Origin of the sequence: Denitrobacterium detoxificans (assembly GCF_015062615.1) — a bacterium.
In the GTDB taxonomy this organism is placed as follows: domain Bacteria; phylum Actinomycetota; class Coriobacteriia; order Coriobacteriales; family Eggerthellaceae; genus Denitrobacterium; species Denitrobacterium detoxificans_A.
This window is the reverse complement of record NZ_SUUH01000009.1, coordinates 54161-72458: the sequence shown is the minus strand read 5'-3', so window position 1 is coordinate 72458 and position 18298 is coordinate 54161. Positions and strand designations below refer to the sequence as shown.

At 58.4% G+C, this 18298-nt stretch carries 13 protein-coding genes; 7 read left to right on the top strand and 6 right to left on the bottom strand.

The genetic code is table 11. The features are described from left to right. Positions 1-14 precede the first annotated feature (14 nt). Together E7002_RS09285 and E7002_RS09280 are read left to right on the top strand one after the other, a co-directional pair. A complete protein-coding gene (locus E7002_RS09285; RefSeq protein WP_303728629.1) occupies positions 15-1247 on the top strand; it encodes a DHHW family protein in 1233 nt (410 codons plus the stop codon). Between the two features lie 57 nt (positions 1248-1304). Further along, positions 1305-2837 carry an MBOAT family protein gene (locus E7002_RS09280; protein WP_303728628.1) on the top strand — a complete coding sequence of 511 codons (1533 nt, stop codon included), beginning with the start codon at positions 1305-1307 and terminating at the stop codon, positions 2835-2837. A gap of 181 nt (positions 2838-3018) precedes the next feature. Here E7002_RS09280 and E7002_RS09275 read toward each other — a convergent pair whose 3' ends face one another. From E7002_RS09275 to E7002_RS09265, 3 genes are all read right to left on the bottom strand, one after another. Continuing rightward, the gene (locus tag E7002_RS09275) at positions 3019-4002 is read right to left on the bottom strand and encodes an Abi family protein (protein WP_303728627.1); all 984 of its coding nucleotides are present in this window, start codon (positions 4000-4002) and stop codon (positions 3019-3021) included. Positions 4003-4140: 138 nt separating this feature from the next. Continuing rightward, positions 4141-5325: a Fic family protein gene (locus E7002_RS09270; RefSeq protein WP_303728626.1), complete on the bottom strand. Its 1185-nt coding sequence runs from the start codon at positions 5323-5325 to the stop codon at positions 4141-4143. Positions 5326-5652: 327 nt separating this feature from the next. Beyond that, positions 5653-7332 (bottom strand): FAD-dependent oxidoreductase, encoded by a 1680-nt coding sequence (locus E7002_RS09265; RefSeq protein ID WP_303728624.1) that lies wholly within the window; start codon positions 7330-7332, stop codon positions 5653-5655. 265 nt (positions 7333-7597) lie between these two features. Between E7002_RS09265 and E7002_RS09260 the strand changes: the two genes are divergently transcribed. Beyond that, positions 7598-9067: a LuxR C-terminal-related transcriptional regulator gene (locus E7002_RS09260; protein ID WP_303728623.1), complete on the top strand. Its 1470-nt coding sequence runs from the start codon at positions 7598-7600 to the stop codon at positions 9065-9067. A gap of 15 nt (positions 9068-9082) precedes the next feature. On the opposite strand, the gene E7002_RS09255 is transcribed toward E7002_RS09260, so the two are convergent. Next, positions 9083-9697: an iron-sulfur cluster assembly scaffold protein gene (locus E7002_RS09255; RefSeq protein WP_303728622.1), complete on the bottom strand. Its 615-nt coding sequence runs from the start codon at positions 9695-9697 to the stop codon at positions 9083-9085. Positions 9698-9710: 13 nt separating this feature from the next. Next, positions 9711-10547 (bottom strand): hypothetical protein, encoded by an 837-nt coding sequence (locus E7002_RS09250; RefSeq protein WP_303728621.1) that lies wholly within the window; start codon positions 10545-10547, stop codon positions 9711-9713. 208 nt (positions 10548-10755) lie between these two features. Between E7002_RS09250 and E7002_RS09245 the strand changes: the two genes are divergently transcribed. Next, a complete protein-coding gene (locus E7002_RS09245; protein WP_303728620.1) occupies positions 10756-12327 on the top strand; it encodes a response regulator transcription factor in 1572 nt (523 codons plus the stop codon). 83 nt (positions 12328-12410) lie between these two features. On the opposite strand, the gene E7002_RS09240 is transcribed toward E7002_RS09245, so the two are convergent. Next, entirely contained in the window at positions 12411-14528 is a 2118-nt protein-coding gene (locus E7002_RS09240) for an aldehyde ferredoxin oxidoreductase (RefSeq protein ID WP_303728619.1), read from the bottom strand. A 310-nt stretch (positions 14529-14838) separates the two neighbouring features. Between E7002_RS09240 and E7002_RS09235 the strand changes: the two genes are divergently transcribed. From E7002_RS09235 to E7002_RS09225, 3 genes are read left to right on the top strand one after another with little or no spacing between them, the layout of a single operon-like run. Beyond that, complete coding sequence (locus E7002_RS09235; RefSeq protein ID WP_303728618.1) at positions 14839-15555, top strand: 4Fe-4S binding protein; 717 nt, start codon at positions 14839-14841, stop codon at positions 15553-15555. 24 nt (positions 15556-15579) lie between these two features. Next, the gene (locus E7002_RS09230; RefSeq protein WP_303728617.1) at positions 15580-17754 is read left to right on the top strand and encodes a molybdopterin-dependent oxidoreductase; all 2175 of its coding nucleotides are present in this window, start codon (positions 15580-15582) and stop codon (positions 17752-17754) included. After that, entirely contained in the window at positions 17754-18293 is a 540-nt protein-coding gene (locus E7002_RS09225) for a 4Fe-4S dicluster domain-containing protein (RefSeq protein WP_303728616.1), read from the top strand. The genes E7002_RS09230 and E7002_RS09225 overlap by 1 nt, the downstream gene beginning before the upstream one ends. The last annotated feature ends 5 nt before the right edge of the window (positions 18294-18298 follow it).

The window sequence follows — 18298 nt, the reverse complement described above, 5'->3', positions numbered from 1 at the left end:
CCAAAGCTGTTCACTTGGGGGTTGGTGAAAAGGTCATGCGGTTTCGGAATCTGGCGTTTTCCAGTGTGGTCTGCGTTGCGTTGTTGGCTGCTTGCGCCTTTGTTGTCTCTTCGGGCGTTACAGGCAAGAATGATGGTCGTGTATCCGAGCTTGAGGCGCGCACGTACCAGGCATTTCCGGAGCTGTCGGTAGCTACCTTGTCGGATGGGTCGTTCCAAAGCGACTTTGAGCAATTTGCCGCCGACTCCGTTCCTAAGCGCGATGGCCTGATTATCTATAACGCTTTTGCGCAGCGCGTTGTTATCCAAACGGCTAATGCCCCCTTTCAGTTCGGGGCGTATCCGACGCGTTTCGGTTCGGTTGACGCCTATGTGCCTGATGATGGATTGTTACTTGAGATACCAGCCCGAGAAGACGATCTTGTGGACGTATACCAAAAGGCTTCCAAGGCTTTTGGCTCCATGGTGGAGAGTTACCCTGATGTTCGCTGGCGATTTGCGATGCCCGATCGATCGTATTCGGCTGAGTCCTCTCCCCTCCATGACTACATTGCAAACCCCGCTGACCACAGTTTTATCGTTGATACATTTCGCTCGAGCTGCTCTGGTGAATGCGTGTTTGTCGATCTTTCTGCCAGCGATTTCGACGAATGGCGGACGTGGTACTTCTGCTCTGATCACCATTGGCGTGTTCAGGGTGCCTATGAAGCGTATTGCCGCATCTGTGATTCCTTTGGGTGGGACCCTGTTGAGGCGCGGTACACGCGTTTGTTTGATGGCCCATTTTATGGCTCTCTTGTCCGGAAGAGCTTGTGTAATGAAGCCTATGATTATATTGACGGGTTATTGGTTCCCCTGAGCGGCGATGTTGAGGTTGTAGTCAATGGCGAGTCCAAGGATGTAAGCTATCTGGGCTATGCGTTCCGCAATGATGGGGGGGCGTATGTCAGACAGCACAAATACGAGAATGGATACCTGCATTGCTTCCATGGTGATGCTGGCATTTTGGAGATTCATAATCCTGACGCAACGAATGATGCGTCGTTGCTCATCATTGGCGATTCGTATACCGATAATTGCGAGGCTCTGTATGCGGCGACCTACAGTCATGTGTATGTGATCGACCCGAGGCATTACGAGGGTACTCTCTCGTCTTTCTTTCAGGCGCACGAAATCGACGATGCCCTGGTTCTTTGTTGTGATTGGACGCTAAGGGACAAGGCATTCCGCGCCTTTGTCGCTTCATAGCATGGCGTGATTGTTGTGCTCTGTTCTATCCGCTAGACGATATCCGAAAGGGGTCTCATGGTCTTCTCATCATCGACATTCCTGTTCGCGTTTCTGCCCATCACGCTGCTGCTGTATTTCATCTGCCCTGGTAGGCGGCTGAAGAACACGTGGTTGCTCATTGCTTCGCTCGTATTCTACGCATGGGGCGAGCCAGTTTACATCCTGCTGATGCTTGCCTCCATTCTGGCCAACTGGTTGTTTGGCCTTATGGTGGGCAAGGGCGAACTACCGCAAGAAAAGCGCAAGGCGCTTCTTGTGGCGGCAGTGGTTTTCAACGTTGCCGTTATCGGCTTCTTCAAGTACGAGGGCTTCGTTGCCGACAATTTGAACGTGATTCTAGGGGCGGGCGTGGTGCCCAACCTGGAATTGCCTCTGCCCATTGGCATTTCGTTCTATACGCTTCAGGCGTTGAGCTACGTGATTGACGTGTATCGCGGCGAGGTTCCCGCGCAGCGTAACGTGTTGTACTTGGGCATGTACGTTGCGTGCTTCCCGCAGCTTATTGCGGGTCCTATCGTTCGCTATCAGACCATTCAGGACCAGGTGGTTTCGCGTAAGGAGAACCTCTCCGATTTCTCCAGCGGCCTGCGCCTATTTATTATTGGCCTGGCCAAGAAGGTGCTGTTGGCGAATACGGTGGCAATCCTAGCGGACAAGATGCTTTCCATGGGCGGCGCCGAGATTGGCGCCGTGGGTGCATGGGCGGGGCTCATCGCATATACATTCCAGATCTTCTTTGACTTCTCGGGCTATTCCGATATGGCCATTGGTCTTGGCCGCATGATGGGCTTCAAATACCTGCGCAACTTCAACTACCCGTATATCTCGCGTTCAATCACCGAGTTCTGGCGTCGTTGGCATATTTCTCTGTCGACGTTTTTCCGCGACTACATCTACATTCCGCTGGGCGGTTCGCGTGTGGGCGACAAGCGTCTGGTGCTGAATATCGCCATCGTGTGGGCAGTAACGGGCTTGTGGCATGGTGCCGCGTGGAACTACATTCTGTGGGGCGTGTACTATGGCGTGCTCCTCATCTGCGAGAAGTTCATTTGGGGCAAGGCGCTGTCGCGTGCGCCGCGCATCGTGGGCCATGTGTATACCATTGCCGTGTTCGTGTTTGGTTGGTCGTTCTTCTGGATTACCGACGTATCGCAGCTCGTGCCGTACTGGCAAGCCCTGGTTGGCATGTTTGGCGCTACGGGCTCGTCTACGCTGTGGGAGCTTACTGCGTGGGAATACTGGCCGGTCTTCATCGTGTGCGTTGTGGCCAGCACGCCCATCGCTCCGTATCTGAAGGAGCGTCTGACGGCATGGGTTGAGGGCCGCGAGCGCATGAGCGTGTTGGCTCCGGGCGGCACTGCGCACCCCAAAACGGCCGCGGCCGACCTACTGTGCGTGACCGACGCCAAGCCCGCAAATTCGCGCAAGGCGGCCGTCTATCAGGTCGTTCTCGTACTCTGGGACGTGTGGCTGCTTGCCCTGCTTGCCCTTTCCGCTGCCAACGTGCTTTCGGGGTCGTTCAACCCCTTTATTTACTTCCAGTTCTAGGGATTGGGCGATTAACGGAGTGGTTAATGGGCCGCCCGCTCGTCGTTTCGATTTGTCTGGGAATCGTTTGAGAAAAAATTAAGGGGTTTCCCCTTGCGGAGACCCCCCTTTATAAAACGGCAAGCCGTTTTTCACTGTCAGAATATTATATGCTTGCGATTGTGGCTGTGCAAGTATTGATTTAGCGCTGACTCGATTCCGTCGAAAACCAAGCGTTAATGATTTTCGTAATGAAATCGAATGACGTGGGGATTTGGCAATTGCTCGTGTAGTACTCGATATGTTTGTTCATCCTAGAGACGAAGAGGTGCAGGCTTTCGGCTCTGTTGTCGTGGACGCCTTTCGAGACAATAATTCGATGCACGTACAAGGTTGTTGCGATTTGCTGTAGCCGGTCATTTTTCATTTTAGCCTTGCGTTGGCTCGCGCCGATTTCGCGAATCTGGCTAAGCGCTTGAGAAACGTAGTGATTTGCGCGGTACATTGGAGTACCGCTTGCTAGCTCGTTTAGGATGCAATTGTTGTGTGCGCAGGCATTGCGAAGGCGTTTAACGCATTGCAATAGATAGAACCTGTCCAGCATGGTTTTATTGCCGAAGCGTATGGCGCAAAACTTATAGAAGTTTACGAACCGTCCGAAGGTAATGAGCTCCAGGAAAGCCCAGACGGGGTAGTTGTGGTCAGGGTATTTTCTTATTATTCCCGCGACGTAGGGGCTTGATTCGCCATGCTGAATTTCTCTTTTGACCACATTGGATTTCTGCCCGTTTTCTCCCGAGGTGTCGTAATGCTTTAGGTAATCGGAGACGATTTCGTAACCATCTTCGCCTTCTGCCTCGATCGTTTGCAGAAGGCTTACTTTTGCGAAGTGCTCGATATCGAGTGTCATGGGGAGCATTTCGTAGCGAAGAAGCATGTCAACGATTGATAAATCGATGAGCATTTTGAAATCGAGGTTTGCATATTCCCCTTTGCGAGGTCCTGCGTCTACTTTTGGAAAGCCAGTTCGATACGACTTCAACCTGAAGTAGTTGCTGTTCTTGGATAGGTATTTGATTGCCTCGTTTTCGGAAATAAGATTGAACCGAACGCCTTTGCTTTTCAGGTGTTCGACTTGCTCTTGGGGGCTAAGCCAGGGCTTGATATGTTTGGGATTGCTCGTCATGAGTGGATTATATTCAATTTTCGAAAGATATTGTTTTGAAATGTATCTATATGGCTAAATGCGATTTCTTGTGAAAGAGAACTGGTTTGACTTTTGTCGTAGTGCTGAAGCGGATGGCGGTTTGGCGCAAAGAGGAGACTATCTAGCTTTAGCCCTCAGCAGCCCCTTCGCGCTCGAAGCTTCCTCAATAATCTCGATGAGTTCGGGCGCTTGGTAGAATGCGCCACGCCGTGCGTTGCCCATCTTGGATAGGATGCCGTAGTCGCATGCTTTGGCGATAAGGTCGCGCGCTGCTCTGTCGGAGATGCCGAGTCGCTTGGCGACGTATGCCGTATTGACGACAGGCTGCTCTACGAGCAGTGCTGGCAGCTCGTAGATTTTCGCCCCCTTGCGCTCGGCAAACGACTCGTTCCATGCATTAAGTAAGGCATCGAATTGCGCGGACATCTTCGCCCCAAGCGCAATGGCGAGTTCCACTGCGTCGAGTAGCTGTTCGACGATGGGCTCGATGTGGCCATCGTGGTATGCGTCAAGCGCAGCCATGTATGCGTCGACGTTGCTCAGGAGCCCTGCCGAAAGCGGGATGGTGGCGCAACGAAGCACATCGTCCCAGGCGAGCATTGCATGTAGCAGCGCGCGCCCCGTGCGCCCGTTGCCGTCGGTGAAGGGATGAATGGTTTCGAATTGTGCATGGAAAATGGCAGCTTTTACCAGGGGTGATATGTCCTCTTTAGCGCTAAAGGCTACGAGGTCGTCTAAATACGACGAAATGCGGCTGTGGTGGGGCGGAACGAAAACGGCCCCGTGCGGACTGTAAAAGCTGCCCCCGATCCATACCTGTTCGGTTCTGATGCCGGCTGCTGCGTCGGTGCCTGCAACGAGAGTGTCGTGTATGCGGATGATGAGAGGAACGTCAATCTCGCCCTCATGCGCAAGGGCCTCGCGCATGGCCGCAATGTTCGCTGCGATGAGCTGTGCATTCTGGGATGTCTTGTCGCTGAGTTCCGCTAGCGCCACGTTGCGCGCGCTCGAGGTGAGGCGCTCGATCTGGGAGCTCGAGGACGATTCGCTTCGGAGCATGAGCGCGGGCAGGTTGTAAGCGCGATTAGCTTGCTCTTGGTCGTATCGGGCTATGGATACCATGAGCTCTTCTGCGCGTCGGCTTAGTTCGGCATTGAGGTCGACATCGAGGTTGGCAATATGCGCAGGTAGTGCAGCTTCGTAGGTGCCCTGTATTTTTCGACGTTGCGTCTTTGACGCATAGGCGAGAGCATCGTCGTCACGATGCCATGGAAGGGTTTCGTATTCGACTTGTGGCCACATGATTCCTCGCTAACGCCGATTCCGTTCCTTTCAGTATATCTTTACGGAAGCGAAACGCAATTCACTTCCGTTAATGCGACCCTTACGGAAGCGAAACGCACTCCACTTCCGTTAGCGTGTCGAAGCGGAAGGCAAAATTATCTTTCTGGTCATTGATCGCTAGGCGCTCCTAGGAACGCATGGGTCGAGCGCATTCGTTGATGGTCGTTGGGTGCCCGAGCGAATCGCATTCCATGAAAAAGCCCCCAAGCTGGGATGGCTTGGGGGCAAACGCAGCGGCGAATGGAGGGGGTAGGGGGTAATTCGCCGTGCCTTGGGTAATCGTGTTTACGCGAGCTTTTCGGCGAGCTTGCCACCGCAGAGGTAACCCGAGGTAATCGCGTTGCCTACGCCGTAGCCGAAGCCAACGTACGTGTCGTTGTACAGGTTGGAGCCGCACTCGTTGCCCACGGCGTACAGGCCGGGGATGGGCAGGCGCTTGTCGTCGAGCACCTGGTAGTCGGTGTTGGTAAGCAGGCCGCCCCACGAGCAGAGGTTGTTTTCCTCAGCGATGATGGCGTAGTAGGGGCCGCTGCCCATGGCGTTTAGGTACAGGGCCGACTTGCCGAACTGATCGTCGGAGCCGCTTGCGCAGTAGCTTTCGTAGTCCTGCGCCTGCTCCACGAAGATGTCGACTTCCATGCCCGCTGCCTGGGCCAGTTCTTCGAACGTATTGCCCTTGTAGCCCGTGCCATCGGCGACCATCTTGTCGAGCACGTCGCCAATGCCCGTCCAGGGGGTGGTGGCGTCGTATACGGGCTTGAACTCGGGCGGCAGGCCCGGATCGTACGAAATGCCCAGGCCGGAAAGGCCGTTCGCCTCCAACTTGTCCATCTGGTCCTTCGAGATGATTACGTAGTGGAAGTTACCCTGGTATGCGCTGGAATTCGCGGAGGGCACGGCGTCGAGCACGAGCGCCTCGTTGCGGAAGCGCTGGCCCGTGGCGCCTACGTTCATCAGGTTCGCCACGTAGCACAGGATCATGGGATACTTTGCGGGCAGCGCGTCGAACGTGCCCAGCAGGCGGTCGGTAGCGCGAGCGAGCGTCTGGTGCAGCATCTGGCTGCCGAAGTTCTGGGGCTTCTGCGCGCCAGCCTTCCAGGCCATTTCCAGTCCCTCGCCGATGTTCTGGGGAAGGCCCGCGAAGATGCCCTCGAAGCCGAATGCGGCCTTCACCATGTCCTTGTTGGCGCCATAGCCGCCCGTGGCGATGACGACGGCCTTGGCGTTGATCTGCACGCCCTTGCCGCTCTCATCTTCAACGACAACGCCGGAAACGCTGCCGTCGCTTTTCGTGACCAGGTGCTTAGCCGTGGTCTTCTCCATGACCTCGCCGGTCTTTTCGACGCTGCTAGCCAGCATGTTGCGATAGAGGCCTTCACGCAGGTCGTATTCGGGCAGCGCGGTGATGTCGGCGCCCATGCCGAAGTACGTGAACTCCCAGCCGTTCTCGCTCATCCAGTCGACGGCTGCGCCCGTGTTGTTCACGAGCTGCTGCACGGCGGAGGCATCTACGCGCCAGTGGCAGTCGGCGACCCACGTCTCGATGATGGGGGCGGTGTCGGTGGTGACGCCCATGGCCTTGGCGTACTTGCTGTTGTAGGCGGAAGGAGCCCACGACTTCAGGCTGGCACCGCCGATGGCACCCGTCTTTTCCACTAGGATAACGTTCAAACCGCTTTGCGCCGCGCGCACCGCGGTGTTCGTGCCCGAGGCGCCTGCGCCGATGACCACGACGTCGCAATCCTTGGTTTCGCTGATGGCGATTTCCTCGGCGGTGTTACCGGGCAGGGTGGAGGCGATGTCCACGTTCAGACTCTGTGCCCAATCGCCTGCAGCGCTTTCGCTGCTGGCTTTGCTGGAACCCTTGGAGGGGCTGCTGCAGCCGGCTAGGCCAAGGGCTGCCAGCGCGCCAACGGCGGCAGAACCCGTAAGGAAGTTGCGTCGTGAGATGTTTTCGATTCCCATTAATCCTCCCATGTCTTCGGATTGCACGCGTTCCGTGTTGCGCGATGGCGCCGCTGCGTGCTCTTTCGATGGGAATGCTATGTCCGGGGCGGTTTCCCGCGTAGACCCACGAGGTGGGGGATTTGCGTTTTCCCAGGTAAACTGTGTGTTGTGTGAGTTGCGGGGAAGCGTGCCTTCTACCGTTTTGGGCTGTAGGCGTTTTGTTTTGCTCCGTCGTTTCTCGTATACTGGGCCGAAATTGGTCATGCGTTTGGGGAGGATTCGTATGGGAACATCGCGCAATGGCGTTCTGTTCGCCGTTGTCATCGCGGGCTTCGCCTTGGTGTGCTGCGTGAACATCGCATGCTTCTTCCCGGGTGTGTTCATGCCCGAGGCGAGTGCCGAGGCGTACCGCGTCTTCAACCTTTCGCTGGGTCTCTGCGAGTGCGTTGGTGCTGTGGCGTACGGCCTGTTCCCCATACGCTTTGGCGAAAGATCGGTTGTCATGCTTACGGCGCTCGGCTACGCGTTCTTCGCGGCGGGGTGCGTCATCATTCTGGCTGCGGGAGAGATTTCTTCCTCCGTGCTTGCCGCGGGCGTAGGCGTGCTATGCGGCCTGGGGCTGGCGTTTACCATGCTCTTCTGGTTTTCGACGCTCACGTTTTTTCCCACGCACCGTGCGGCGTACGTGCAGGGCTGGCAGGCCCTTATCGGCGCGTTGCTCTTTTTCGTTGCGTTTATCGCTCTGCCTACGTGCGCTGCGGGTTTGGCGCTTGCCATGGCTGTCGTTTCGGCCGTGCTGGCATGGTGTTTCGTGCATGGCCTTGCCACGTTGCAGGAGCGCAGGCCCGTCCAGGAGCGCGACCACTTTGCATATAGCGCTCCTGAAGCCGGCTTGGGCGCGTATGCCCGAAAGCTTGTCCGTGCATGCGCATTTCCCCTGTTTGCGTTCGTGTTGGCATCGTTTCTCTATGGCGCCGTCGAATCGGTTGCGTTTCTGCCCGAAGGCTCGCCCTATGGCTTGCTGGCCTCCATCCTGGGCTGTCCGGTAGGCGCTACTGGTTTCTTGGCATGGCAACGACTCAGCGGGAAGCATGATTATGGCTTTGCGGTAAAGGTAATCTTCGCCGCCCTGGCTGTGCTTCTGCTGGTGGCCCCCTTCGATGGTGTGGCGTTCTTCGTGAGCGCGTGCTATCAGCTCAGCGGCCTTATGGCGTATTCGCAGATCATCGAGCGCTTGCGTGAGCGCAGGGTGCTGGCGTTGGCATCTATTGCCTTGCTGTTCACCGCTTCACATGTCCTGTACGTGGCGGGCCTCTACATGCCGGGGTTCTTCGGCGTGGGTTCCCATATCGCCTTCATGCAGTCCACGTCGTTTTTGCTCTTCTTCATCTACCTGGTGCTTGCCGTGCTGCTGTTCGTGGATCGCAGGCAGCATAAGGACGAGGTCGAGGAAATGGCGAATGCCCTGGTGGAGCAGCGCGAGCGCGAAGAGGAGCTGAAGCGCCAGAAAGCAGCTGACGAAGCCGCGGAATATCAGGCGCTTTGCCAGGAAATTGGCGAGGAGGCGGGTCTTACCAAGCGTGAGGTGGAAGTGCTGGCCCTGTTGGCCCGCGGTCGCGACCTTCCCTATATCTGCGAAGAGCTGTACTTGGCGCGCAATACGGTGAAGGGGTATACGAAGTCCATCTACGCCAAGCTTGGCGTGCATTCCAAGCAGGAGCTCATCGACTTGGTGGATGCGCGCGTAGGGTAGGGCGCCTTCGAGCCGCTAGCTGCGTACGCTAGCTGCGCCGGCTTGCTCGGCAAGAAGGTCGTAGCGCAGGTCGCGTAGGCTGCAATGTTCGCAGAGTAGGCAGGTAACGCTGCCCATGTCGCAGGGCGTAAGCGCGTCGAGCTCGTCGAACTCGCCTTGGGCGATAAGCCAGTCGCCAATCATGGCGTGGCATGCCTCCATAGCGAAGATGGGAGTGTCGCGTTTGTCTGAGGGCACGCCGTCAAGCGCTCGCACGATGTCGTTGTCGCTGATGGCAAGCGCCTCCTCGATCGATTTGCCTTCGATCATCTGGCAGAGCATGCTTGCGGATGCCGTGATGGCGATGCAGCCGCGGCTGCGGAAGCCCGCGTGCTCGATGGTGCGCGTTTCGGGGTTGATGGTGCCGAATATCTGGCAGGCGACTTCTCCGCGCTTGCTCTTGCCCGCCATGCCGCGCGCGTTGCAGCCTTCGGGTATGCCGCTGTTCGTGAAGTCCGCCACTACGGAAAGCAGCTTGTCGGAATAGCCGCGCACGCCGTTCTCCATGTGCGTCTGGTATACGTCTGCCGTGCGGATGACGTGACGATCTTCAATCTCTTTGTATATGTTACGTACCTCGTCGGAAGGCATGTCGTTCTCGTTTCTATGGGTTTGCCAGGCGCTCTACCGATTCGTATTCGGCAAGCGATTGCGCGTATCGGGGCGAAAGGTAGTCGGTGGAAAAGAAGTACACGTCGCCATTGCTCGCTTCGCAGCTTTCAATGTCGGGAAACTTTCCCGTTTCCTGCACCGTCTGCCAGCATTGCAACACTTCGTCTTCGGTCATGCGGAACGGTGGGTTCAAAAGCGAGCGATACACCATGGGGCGCGGATAGACGCGCGAGTCCTCGCGCACCACGGAAACGAAGGTTTGAACCTTGTCGTCTTCCTGCGCAAGGAATGCCCAGTTCGCATACGCGTCGGTCATGTAGGCGTTCGAGTAGAAATACGTTGTGCTCTTGCCTTCAAGAACGCAGATGTCCGCGCAGGGGATCGCGGGTAGCGCTGCAAGCGCTTCGTCGAGCGATGCAGGCTGGTTCTGTGCCGTGCTTGACTCTTCACCCGGCATTTCGGAATCAACTTCGTCCGCGGCATCAGCGTTGGCGCGCGTGACAGCGGCGGCTTCCTCTTCGTCCGATGGCGTTTCGGTAGCGGCCTCAGCTTCGTCTGTGGGCTCGATCTGTTCGGCTCCGCTGGTGGCGCCGCAATCGAGCTCGCCGGGTGATGCGTGGAATTTGACCAATGCATCCCTTACGGCGTCGGTGAAAGCCTCGGTGTCCATCCATGTGGGAGCCATACCCGTTGCGTTCCAGCGCTCGGGGGTAACGAGGGCGCTGTCGCATGACTGGCTGCGGATGTCCTCGAGTGCCGCGCCAAGGGCGGCATGCAGCTCTTCTGCTTGCTGTTTGTAGTTGGGCGCTTCGGCGCTTTGCGTTTCCATGGGCCTCCTCCTTGGGCCCTCATTATGAGAAGCAGGCCCATTTCCCCGTACCCTATAAGGGGGTAAATCTAAAAACGGCGTTATAACCTGGTTAAATGTTTCGTCTCCTATAAGAGGAGAAATTGGGAATGTCCTAGGCTTAGGGTAGAGTGGGTATGGCTCGTCGCGAGGAGGAGCGACGGTGAGCCATGGTTTTTGAGGGAGGGTTATGAATAACGAAGAGGGCGCGCGTAAGGCGGGCGTCTTTTCGGGGGTGCGTGAGGCCGTGCGTGTGTATGCGCCCTTGATTCCTACGATTATCGGTCTTGTATGCGCACGCGACTGCCTGATTGTCGGAAGCTACGGAAGCTATGTTGAAACCGACCAGGGTCTCTTCACCGATGGCGCCACGCTCGTGTCGCTTATTCCGGCGTTCATCGTTGCGGCATGGTTGTGGCTGGGTAATGTTCGGTTCACGAAGCGCCAGGTCAACATCATCGGACATGCGCTCATTGGGCTGCAGGCGCTTGTACTTGTGCTATTGAGCGCGCTCGAGCATACCCCCGGGGTGTCGGTAGATGTGCTGCTCGTGATGCACGCCGCTAATGAGTTCCTGGGCTATATGAATATTGGCTATTGGCTGCGGCGCGTGCGGGGCTGCAGCACGAGCACGGCCGTCGTTGTTGCCATGGGCGCGCTTGCCATCAGCGAAGTGGTGCTGCTCGTATTCGCGTTTCTGCCCGATCCGGTCGACAACGTGTGCTCGCCGCTCTTGGCTGCGCTCCAGGTTCCCCTTATTCGCGCTGCGCGTAAGCGCAAGAAAGCATTCGAGATAGAGAGCCCCACGCTGCGTAGCGATTACTTCGGCTTTATGGAGGACAACGTTTCCAGTAGCAAGTTCCTTATGGTAACGGGCCTGGGCATTGCGTTCTTGTCGGTGGTTATTGGCCTTTTGCGTGGGTACCCTGCAGGCGAGGGCATTGCCTTGGGGCCCGTGCATCGCGTTGCGTATGCCGTAATTGTTATCACCTTATGCATGAGTATCGTAGTTGCCGTGCTGCGTGGGCGCACGCGCGTCATGACGGTGGGCATTTGGCAAATCATGCAGGCGCTAGGCTGCTTGGCCATCGTTGCGTACGCACTGCTGCCGGATGACATGGGCGTGGGCGCATGCTTGAGCACGTCGACGAACGCCCTGATGGTGGTGTTCGACTGGTACGTCATCATTGCGTTTATGAGCTATGGCTATCGCGATCCGTGGTACTACATGCTCAGCGGGTTCGCCGTGTTCCTGGCGCCGCGCGCTCTTGCTCGCATGGCCGAAGGCGGTTTGGCCGTTTTGGGCGTTGATCCCGTTCAGATTATGGCGATCATGGGCGTTGCGATGGTGATTTCCGCCCAGTTTATTTTGGGCCAGCTCATCTTGGTGTACATGGATGGACGAAACGCTGCGCACGGCGGCGAAGGCTCCGATGCCAGCCACGAAGTCGCAACGTCTAATCATCCCGTGATCAAGAACCTCATGGGTCTGGATGAGGGTGTCGAGCCTACGTCGCGCGAAGACGCCATGCGCATGGCCATGGAAGAAGGCGTGCATGAGCTGGGTCAACAGTTCCTGCTCACCGAGCGCGAGGAGGAAGTGCTCGTGCAGTACGCCTTGGGAAAGACCCAGCAGCGCGTGGCCGAGGAGCTCTTCATTAGTCCTGGCACTGTGCATGCGCACATCAAGAGAATCTATGGCAAGACGGGCTTGCATTCACGCCAGGACGTCTTGGATTACCTAAGGGAGTACGCCCGCTAGATTCGGCCGTCGTCATATGAAGAAGGGCCCGCGAGAGGGGATCTCGCGGGCCCTATTAGTTTGGCTGTTGTAGCGCCGTGTGCCTACATGAGGCCTTCGGCCTGCAGGTCTGCCTTGATGTCGCTCATGCCATGCGCATCCAGGTAGGCGGCGGTGGGGCAACCCTTCTGCTCGTCCCACGAGAAGCGTGCGTAGAACATGCTCAGGGCCTTCTGCCAGTCTTCCCAGTCCAGCTTTACGGTACCTTCGCTGAATGCGGGGATGTCGGGGTCTTGCGTGAAGGTCCACTTGGTTGCCACGTCGTGCACGTTGCGGAAGTCGTCGGTGCGCATGCCGCGCATGGTGTTGCAGCGCTGCAGCGTGGTAATCTTCTCGCCGATTTCGTACAGTTCCTCGGTAGTGACGTCCTGGCCGGTGACCGCCTTGAAGAACTTTGCTTCCAGGTCCAGGTCGCCGCGGTAGTCGCGCGCCTTCGTGGGGCTGCACGTCATGGGCCATACCCAGTTGCACAGCGTCAGGCTGTCGTGCAGTACGTCGGTAACCACGCTCCACCAGGCGAAATTCGCCTTATGCTCGTTCATGGGCGTGTAATTCTTCGGCGGGTCGATGGCGTCTTCGCCGCCCCATACCTCGGCTGCGATGGCCTTCTTCAGGTCGAGCGGCAGGCCGCTGCCCTGGAAGTTTACGGCGGAATGAATCATGTCGTCGCGGTTGAACACCATGTTGTACAGCATGCCCACCTGGCCGAAGCATTCGGCGGCATGATGCACGGGCCAGCCACGGTAGTTGATCATGGTCGACGCCTTGTTGTCGAACCATTCCATGTCGTCCCAGCGCTCGCACCAGACGATGTCGCCGTGGGCGACGTAGGCCATTTCGTTGTCGTTCTGGGCGATGTGGCGCAGGATCTGCACGCAGACACTCGGGTCGGCGTTTTCCGGGGTGAGCTTGCTCCAGTCGAACATGTTGTATTCTTCCGCGGGCAGCACGCGCTTGAAGATGCCTTCCTTGATGCAGTGCGCAATGTCGCGGTGCAGGCTTGCGTAATTGCACCAGAGACCCAGGTCGTCCATGGTGGTGCCGATGGCTGCGTTGAAGGTGACGTATTCGTCGGGCATTTCCTTCTGGCTGATGCCCGTTTTCAGGATGGTCTCGGCATAGCGCCACGGGAAGTTTGCGGCGCACGTGTTGCCCGAGGTCTCGAATGCGCCCGCTTCGCCCGATCCCTCGACGCGCAGGTCGCTATAGCAGTGAATGGGGCAGCTGTGGCAGCCGTTCATCTTGATGGTGTACGCGGATGCCGCGGGGCCCAGGTCCTTGGTGGACTTCATGCAGCGGTAGCCGACCGTGTTCAGCTCGCCGGGTTTCGGCTCTCCGGTTTCGATGGGGCCGCCTTCGGCGAGCTCCCAGTTCAGGCCCTTTGCCGCCGTCCAACGGGAATCGGCATCGTAGAATTCGGCCCACTCCTGCTGCGTGCTGGGCACCACGTGGTTGTTGTTCGAGCCGATGATCTCGCGAAGCATGTAGTCGGAAAGCTCGGCCACCGCTTTGGGGTCGGCTACGTAGATGGGCTTGTCGCCTTCGATGACCAGGGCCTTCAGCTTCTTGGAGCCCATGACTGCGCCCGTGCCTGCGCCTGCGGAATGATTGCGGGAGTTGATGATGCAGGAATAGGGGAGGAGGTTCTCTCCTGCCTGGCCAATGGCGGCTACGCACGTACGCGTGCCTTCCAGGCGGCTGAGCATTTCCGTGGTGGCGCGGGTGCCCTGGCCCCAAACGGCCGCCGCGCTCTTGATCTTCACGTCGTCGTTGTGGATGGCCAGGTATACGGGCTTGTCGCTGGCGCCTTCCACGATGATGGCGTCATAGCCGGCCATCTTCATCTTCGCGCCCAGCATGCCACCGCAGTGTGCGTCGACGACCAGGTGGTCGGTGGTGTACGTGGAAAGGCTGCAGATGGTGGTGCGCCCTGCCAGGGGTACGCCGGTTGCCGTGAGCGGCCCCACGGCGAAAATGATCTTATTCTCGGGGTCGAATGGTTCGGTGCCGGCGGGCACTTCGTCGTACATGATTTTGTTCGCGAGGCCCATGCCGCCGATGTAGGCCTTGTAGGGTTCGGTGGGTTCGGTGGTGATGCGTCCGGTGGTCAGATTCACGCGGAGCATCTTTCCGGTCCAGCCGAATGACTTCTCGTCTGCCATGTATCTCTCCAAATCCTCTGTGGGTGTTCACGTTGCGGGGTGGCCCAGGGAAAGATGGATGGCGATGCGCTCGACTCGTCTGATAAGTCGAATGCGTGCACTGTATCCCCTGGGAAAAATGCCCCGTACCCTCTTGTGGGGTAAAACGAGAAACGATTTCGAGTGCGTGGGTTTTACCCCGCAAGAGGGGAAGGGTAGCGTGCGGCGGCTGGGATAGTGGTCGCGTTGCGAAGGTGGAAGACGAGGGAGCGCGAATGCGGGAGCGCATTCGCAAGCGATGCTTTTCTGACAACAAGGAGGAGTAACGCGTATGTCAGACGTACAGCAGAAGAACGATGCTGCCGTACGGGGAGCGGAGGAAGCCGCTGCCCCTGCGAAGAGGATTACCCGCCGCGACGTGTTGACCATGTGCGGCTGCGGCGTCGCCGGACTTATCGTTGGTGGCGTGGTTGCCAAATGGGGCGCTACGGAAAAGGCCATTGCCGCCGGTCGTATCGAAATTTCGACGACGCCGCAGAAATTCATCGTCACCGATCGTGGACGATGCAGTGGCTGTCAGCGCTGCGAGATGATGTGCTCGCTGCGCAATGATGGCTGGGTGAGCCAGCAGACCGCACGCGTGCGCGTGTGGGAGAGCTACAACTTTGGCGCATCGCCCGACACGCTTGACGGCATCTACGACAATTGCCAGTTCACCATTAAGAGCTGCAAGCAGTGCAGCGACCCGGCATGCGTGGACAATTGCCCCGTGCATGCGATTTCCGCCGATCCGGAAACGGGTGCGCGCGTGGTGAACGAGGACGTATGCATTGGCTGCGGCATGTGCCACGAGGCCTGCCCCTGGAACATGCCTCAGGTTTCCAGCGAAACCGGCAAGTCCACGAAGTGCATTTCGTGCGGCCGCTGTGCCGAGCAGTGCCCCAATGGCGCTATCAAGTTCATCGACTGGCAGGACATCTATCAGGAATGCATCGAAGCCGGAATCATCAACACGGCCGACATCGCCGGCGCGCTCGTCCGTCCGTAAATGTGCACGTGGAAGGATGAGACGATGCAAGATACAACGATAACCCGCAGGGGTTTCCTGGCGACGGCGGCGGGTGCCGCGGTTGCCACCGCTGCGGTTGGCGCCTCGCGTTCCGCGTGGGACCAGGCGTTTGGCGTGAATTACCATTCGGATGAAGACGTTCGCGAAGTGCACTCGACGTGCTATGGCTGTGGCGCGAATTGTGGTTTCACCGCGTACGTAAACAAGGGCAAGCTGGGGAAGGTGATCGGCGATGCCGAGAATCCTTCTGCCGCTGGCAAGTTGTGCGCTATCGGCTATGCGTACCCGCGCGTGGCGGAGGGCGAAGATCGACTGGTGGAGCCGCTGAAGCGGAATGCCCAAGGCGGGTTCGACCCCATTACCTGGGATCAGGCGTTCAGCGAGATTGCCACGCGCATTGGCGGCATGCAGCCGCAGGAGCTGGCCTTCATCGGCGACGGCAGGCCCACGAGCTCGTTTTATGGCAAGCGCCTTATGTGGGCTTTGGGCAGCGCGAACGTCTATACCGACGATGCCGCCCATTCCCTTTCGCGCAAGGCGGGCACCTATGCCGCCATTGGGGCGGAAGGCTACACCCCCGATGTGGAGCATTCCCAGATGACGCTGTTCATTTGCGATGGCGCTCTGGATGGCATGCGTCCGGCGCATATTGCCGCCCTGGAAGCAGCGCGTCAGAACGGCGCGCGCATCGTCATGGCGGGTCCCGTACAGTCGGGAGATACGCGTTTTGCCAGCGAATGGCTGGGCCTCAAGCCCGGTTCGCAGCTTGCGCTCGTGCTTGCGCTTTCGGCCGAGCTGCTGCGAGATGGGTACGACAAGGCGTTTGTCGATGCCCAGGGTGCTGGGTTCGATGAGTATCGCGCTGCCGTTTCCTCGTACGGCGCGAAGTGGGCGGAAGGCGTTACGGGCCTGCCCGAGGATAGCATCGAGCGTCTGGCTGTGGAGCTGCGCAATGCCGCCCCGGCGTGCTCTGTGTCGCTTGGCCTTCGCGAGGGCAACGGTGCGCTGTACGGCAACTCGGGCGAGCTTGCTCGTGCGACGGCGCTGCTGAACGCACTGCTTGGCTGCTACAACCAGAAGGGCGGCGCGCTTGTTGACGTATGCGTTCGTCCTGGTGAACTGGATGGCATTGAAGCCGTTGCAGCGCCAAACGCGCAGCGTGTGGGCGATGTCGACTACCCGTTGGCTGCGCAGGTGGGCGGTTCGTCCGCCGTTGCCCTGAAGGCTGCGCACGAGGGTGCGCTGCATGGCGTCATCTTCTGCGAAACCGATTATGTGGCCGACGCTTCGAGCCCTTCGTACGTCCGTTCCGCCATCGAAGGGTGCGACCTTTCGGTGTACGTGGGTACCGAGCTCTGCGAAACCGCGCAGGCGTGCCAGTACGTGCTGCCCGATGTGAGCTATCTGGAGCGCGCGGATTTGCCGGCGTTCGTGGATGGTCCCACTCCCAGCGTGGTCATGCATGGCGCAGCGATTGATGTGCTGCATGCTGGAACGAAGCCCCTAGACGAGATTTTTGGCGGGCTGGCCAAAGCGTGTGGCGTGGGCGATGCGTTCGATTTCAGCTTGGAAGATGTTGCGCGCGCCCAGCTGGAAAGCGTGGGCGTAAGCTACGATGGCGCCGTGAGCGTGGGCACCGTTTCGCTCGCAGAAGATGCCGTGACGTATGGCGAACTGCCCGTGTGGGGCACTCCCAGCGGCAAGATCGAATTCGCAAGCGATACGTGCAAGGCGGCGGGCCTGTCGGCATCGCCCATGTGGGTCGAGCCGACGCACGTCCTGGCCGACGGCCAGCTTGCGCTGGCTTCGGGCGCCTTGCCCGTGAATGCCGGTGGGCTTGCTGCAGACGACGATGCCATTGCCATGCTTATTTCCAAGTACGATCTGTCGCGTGTGTGGCTGAACGAGGACGATGCGAAGCGCTTGGGTATTGCCGATGGCGATACCGTGACCTTGGCGAACCAATCTGATCTTACAGCGCGCGTGCGCGTGACGAACCGCGTTGTTCCGGGTGCGGTGTTCGTTCCCGAAGGGTTCGGCCGTATGAGTTCCGGTGAGGCCCATGCGAAGGGCGTGGGCGTGAACGTCGCCGATTTGGTTCCCTTTGCCGTGGAAGCCGCGTATGGCTCCGGCATGGTGCGTGACGCCGTGCTTACCGTTCAGAAAGCAGGTGCGTAATGACCCGTTTAGGAATGCTTATCGATACTACTAAGTGCGTGGGCTGCTATTCATGCGTTACCGCATGTCAGCGTCAGAATGGCCTGGAGCCAACCGAGCAGTTCATTCGCTTCGAGGAAGCCGAGGAGGGTGCCTATCCTTCGGTGGAATGGGAAACGATTCCTCTGCAGTGCATGCATTGCGAAGACGCTCCTTGCGCAAGCGTGTGCCCTACGGGTGCAACGCATATTACCGAAAGCGGCATCGTTGCCGTCGACCAGGGCCGTTGCATTGGCTGCAAGTATTGCATGGCGGCGTGCCCCTATCAGATTCGCCAGGTGAACGAGGAGACGGGCACGGTGGACAAGTGCCGCTTCTGTACCGCTTCCGCTTCCGATGGCACGACGATGTGCAGCTGCGTGGAGGCCTGCCTTACGGGCGCGCGCATCTTCGGCGACCTTGACGACCCGAATAGCGAGCTTTCGCGGGCCATTGCCGAAACGGGCGCCCAGCCCATCTCTGGCGATTTGACCAAGGCCAAGATTTATTACGTGAGGTGATAGAA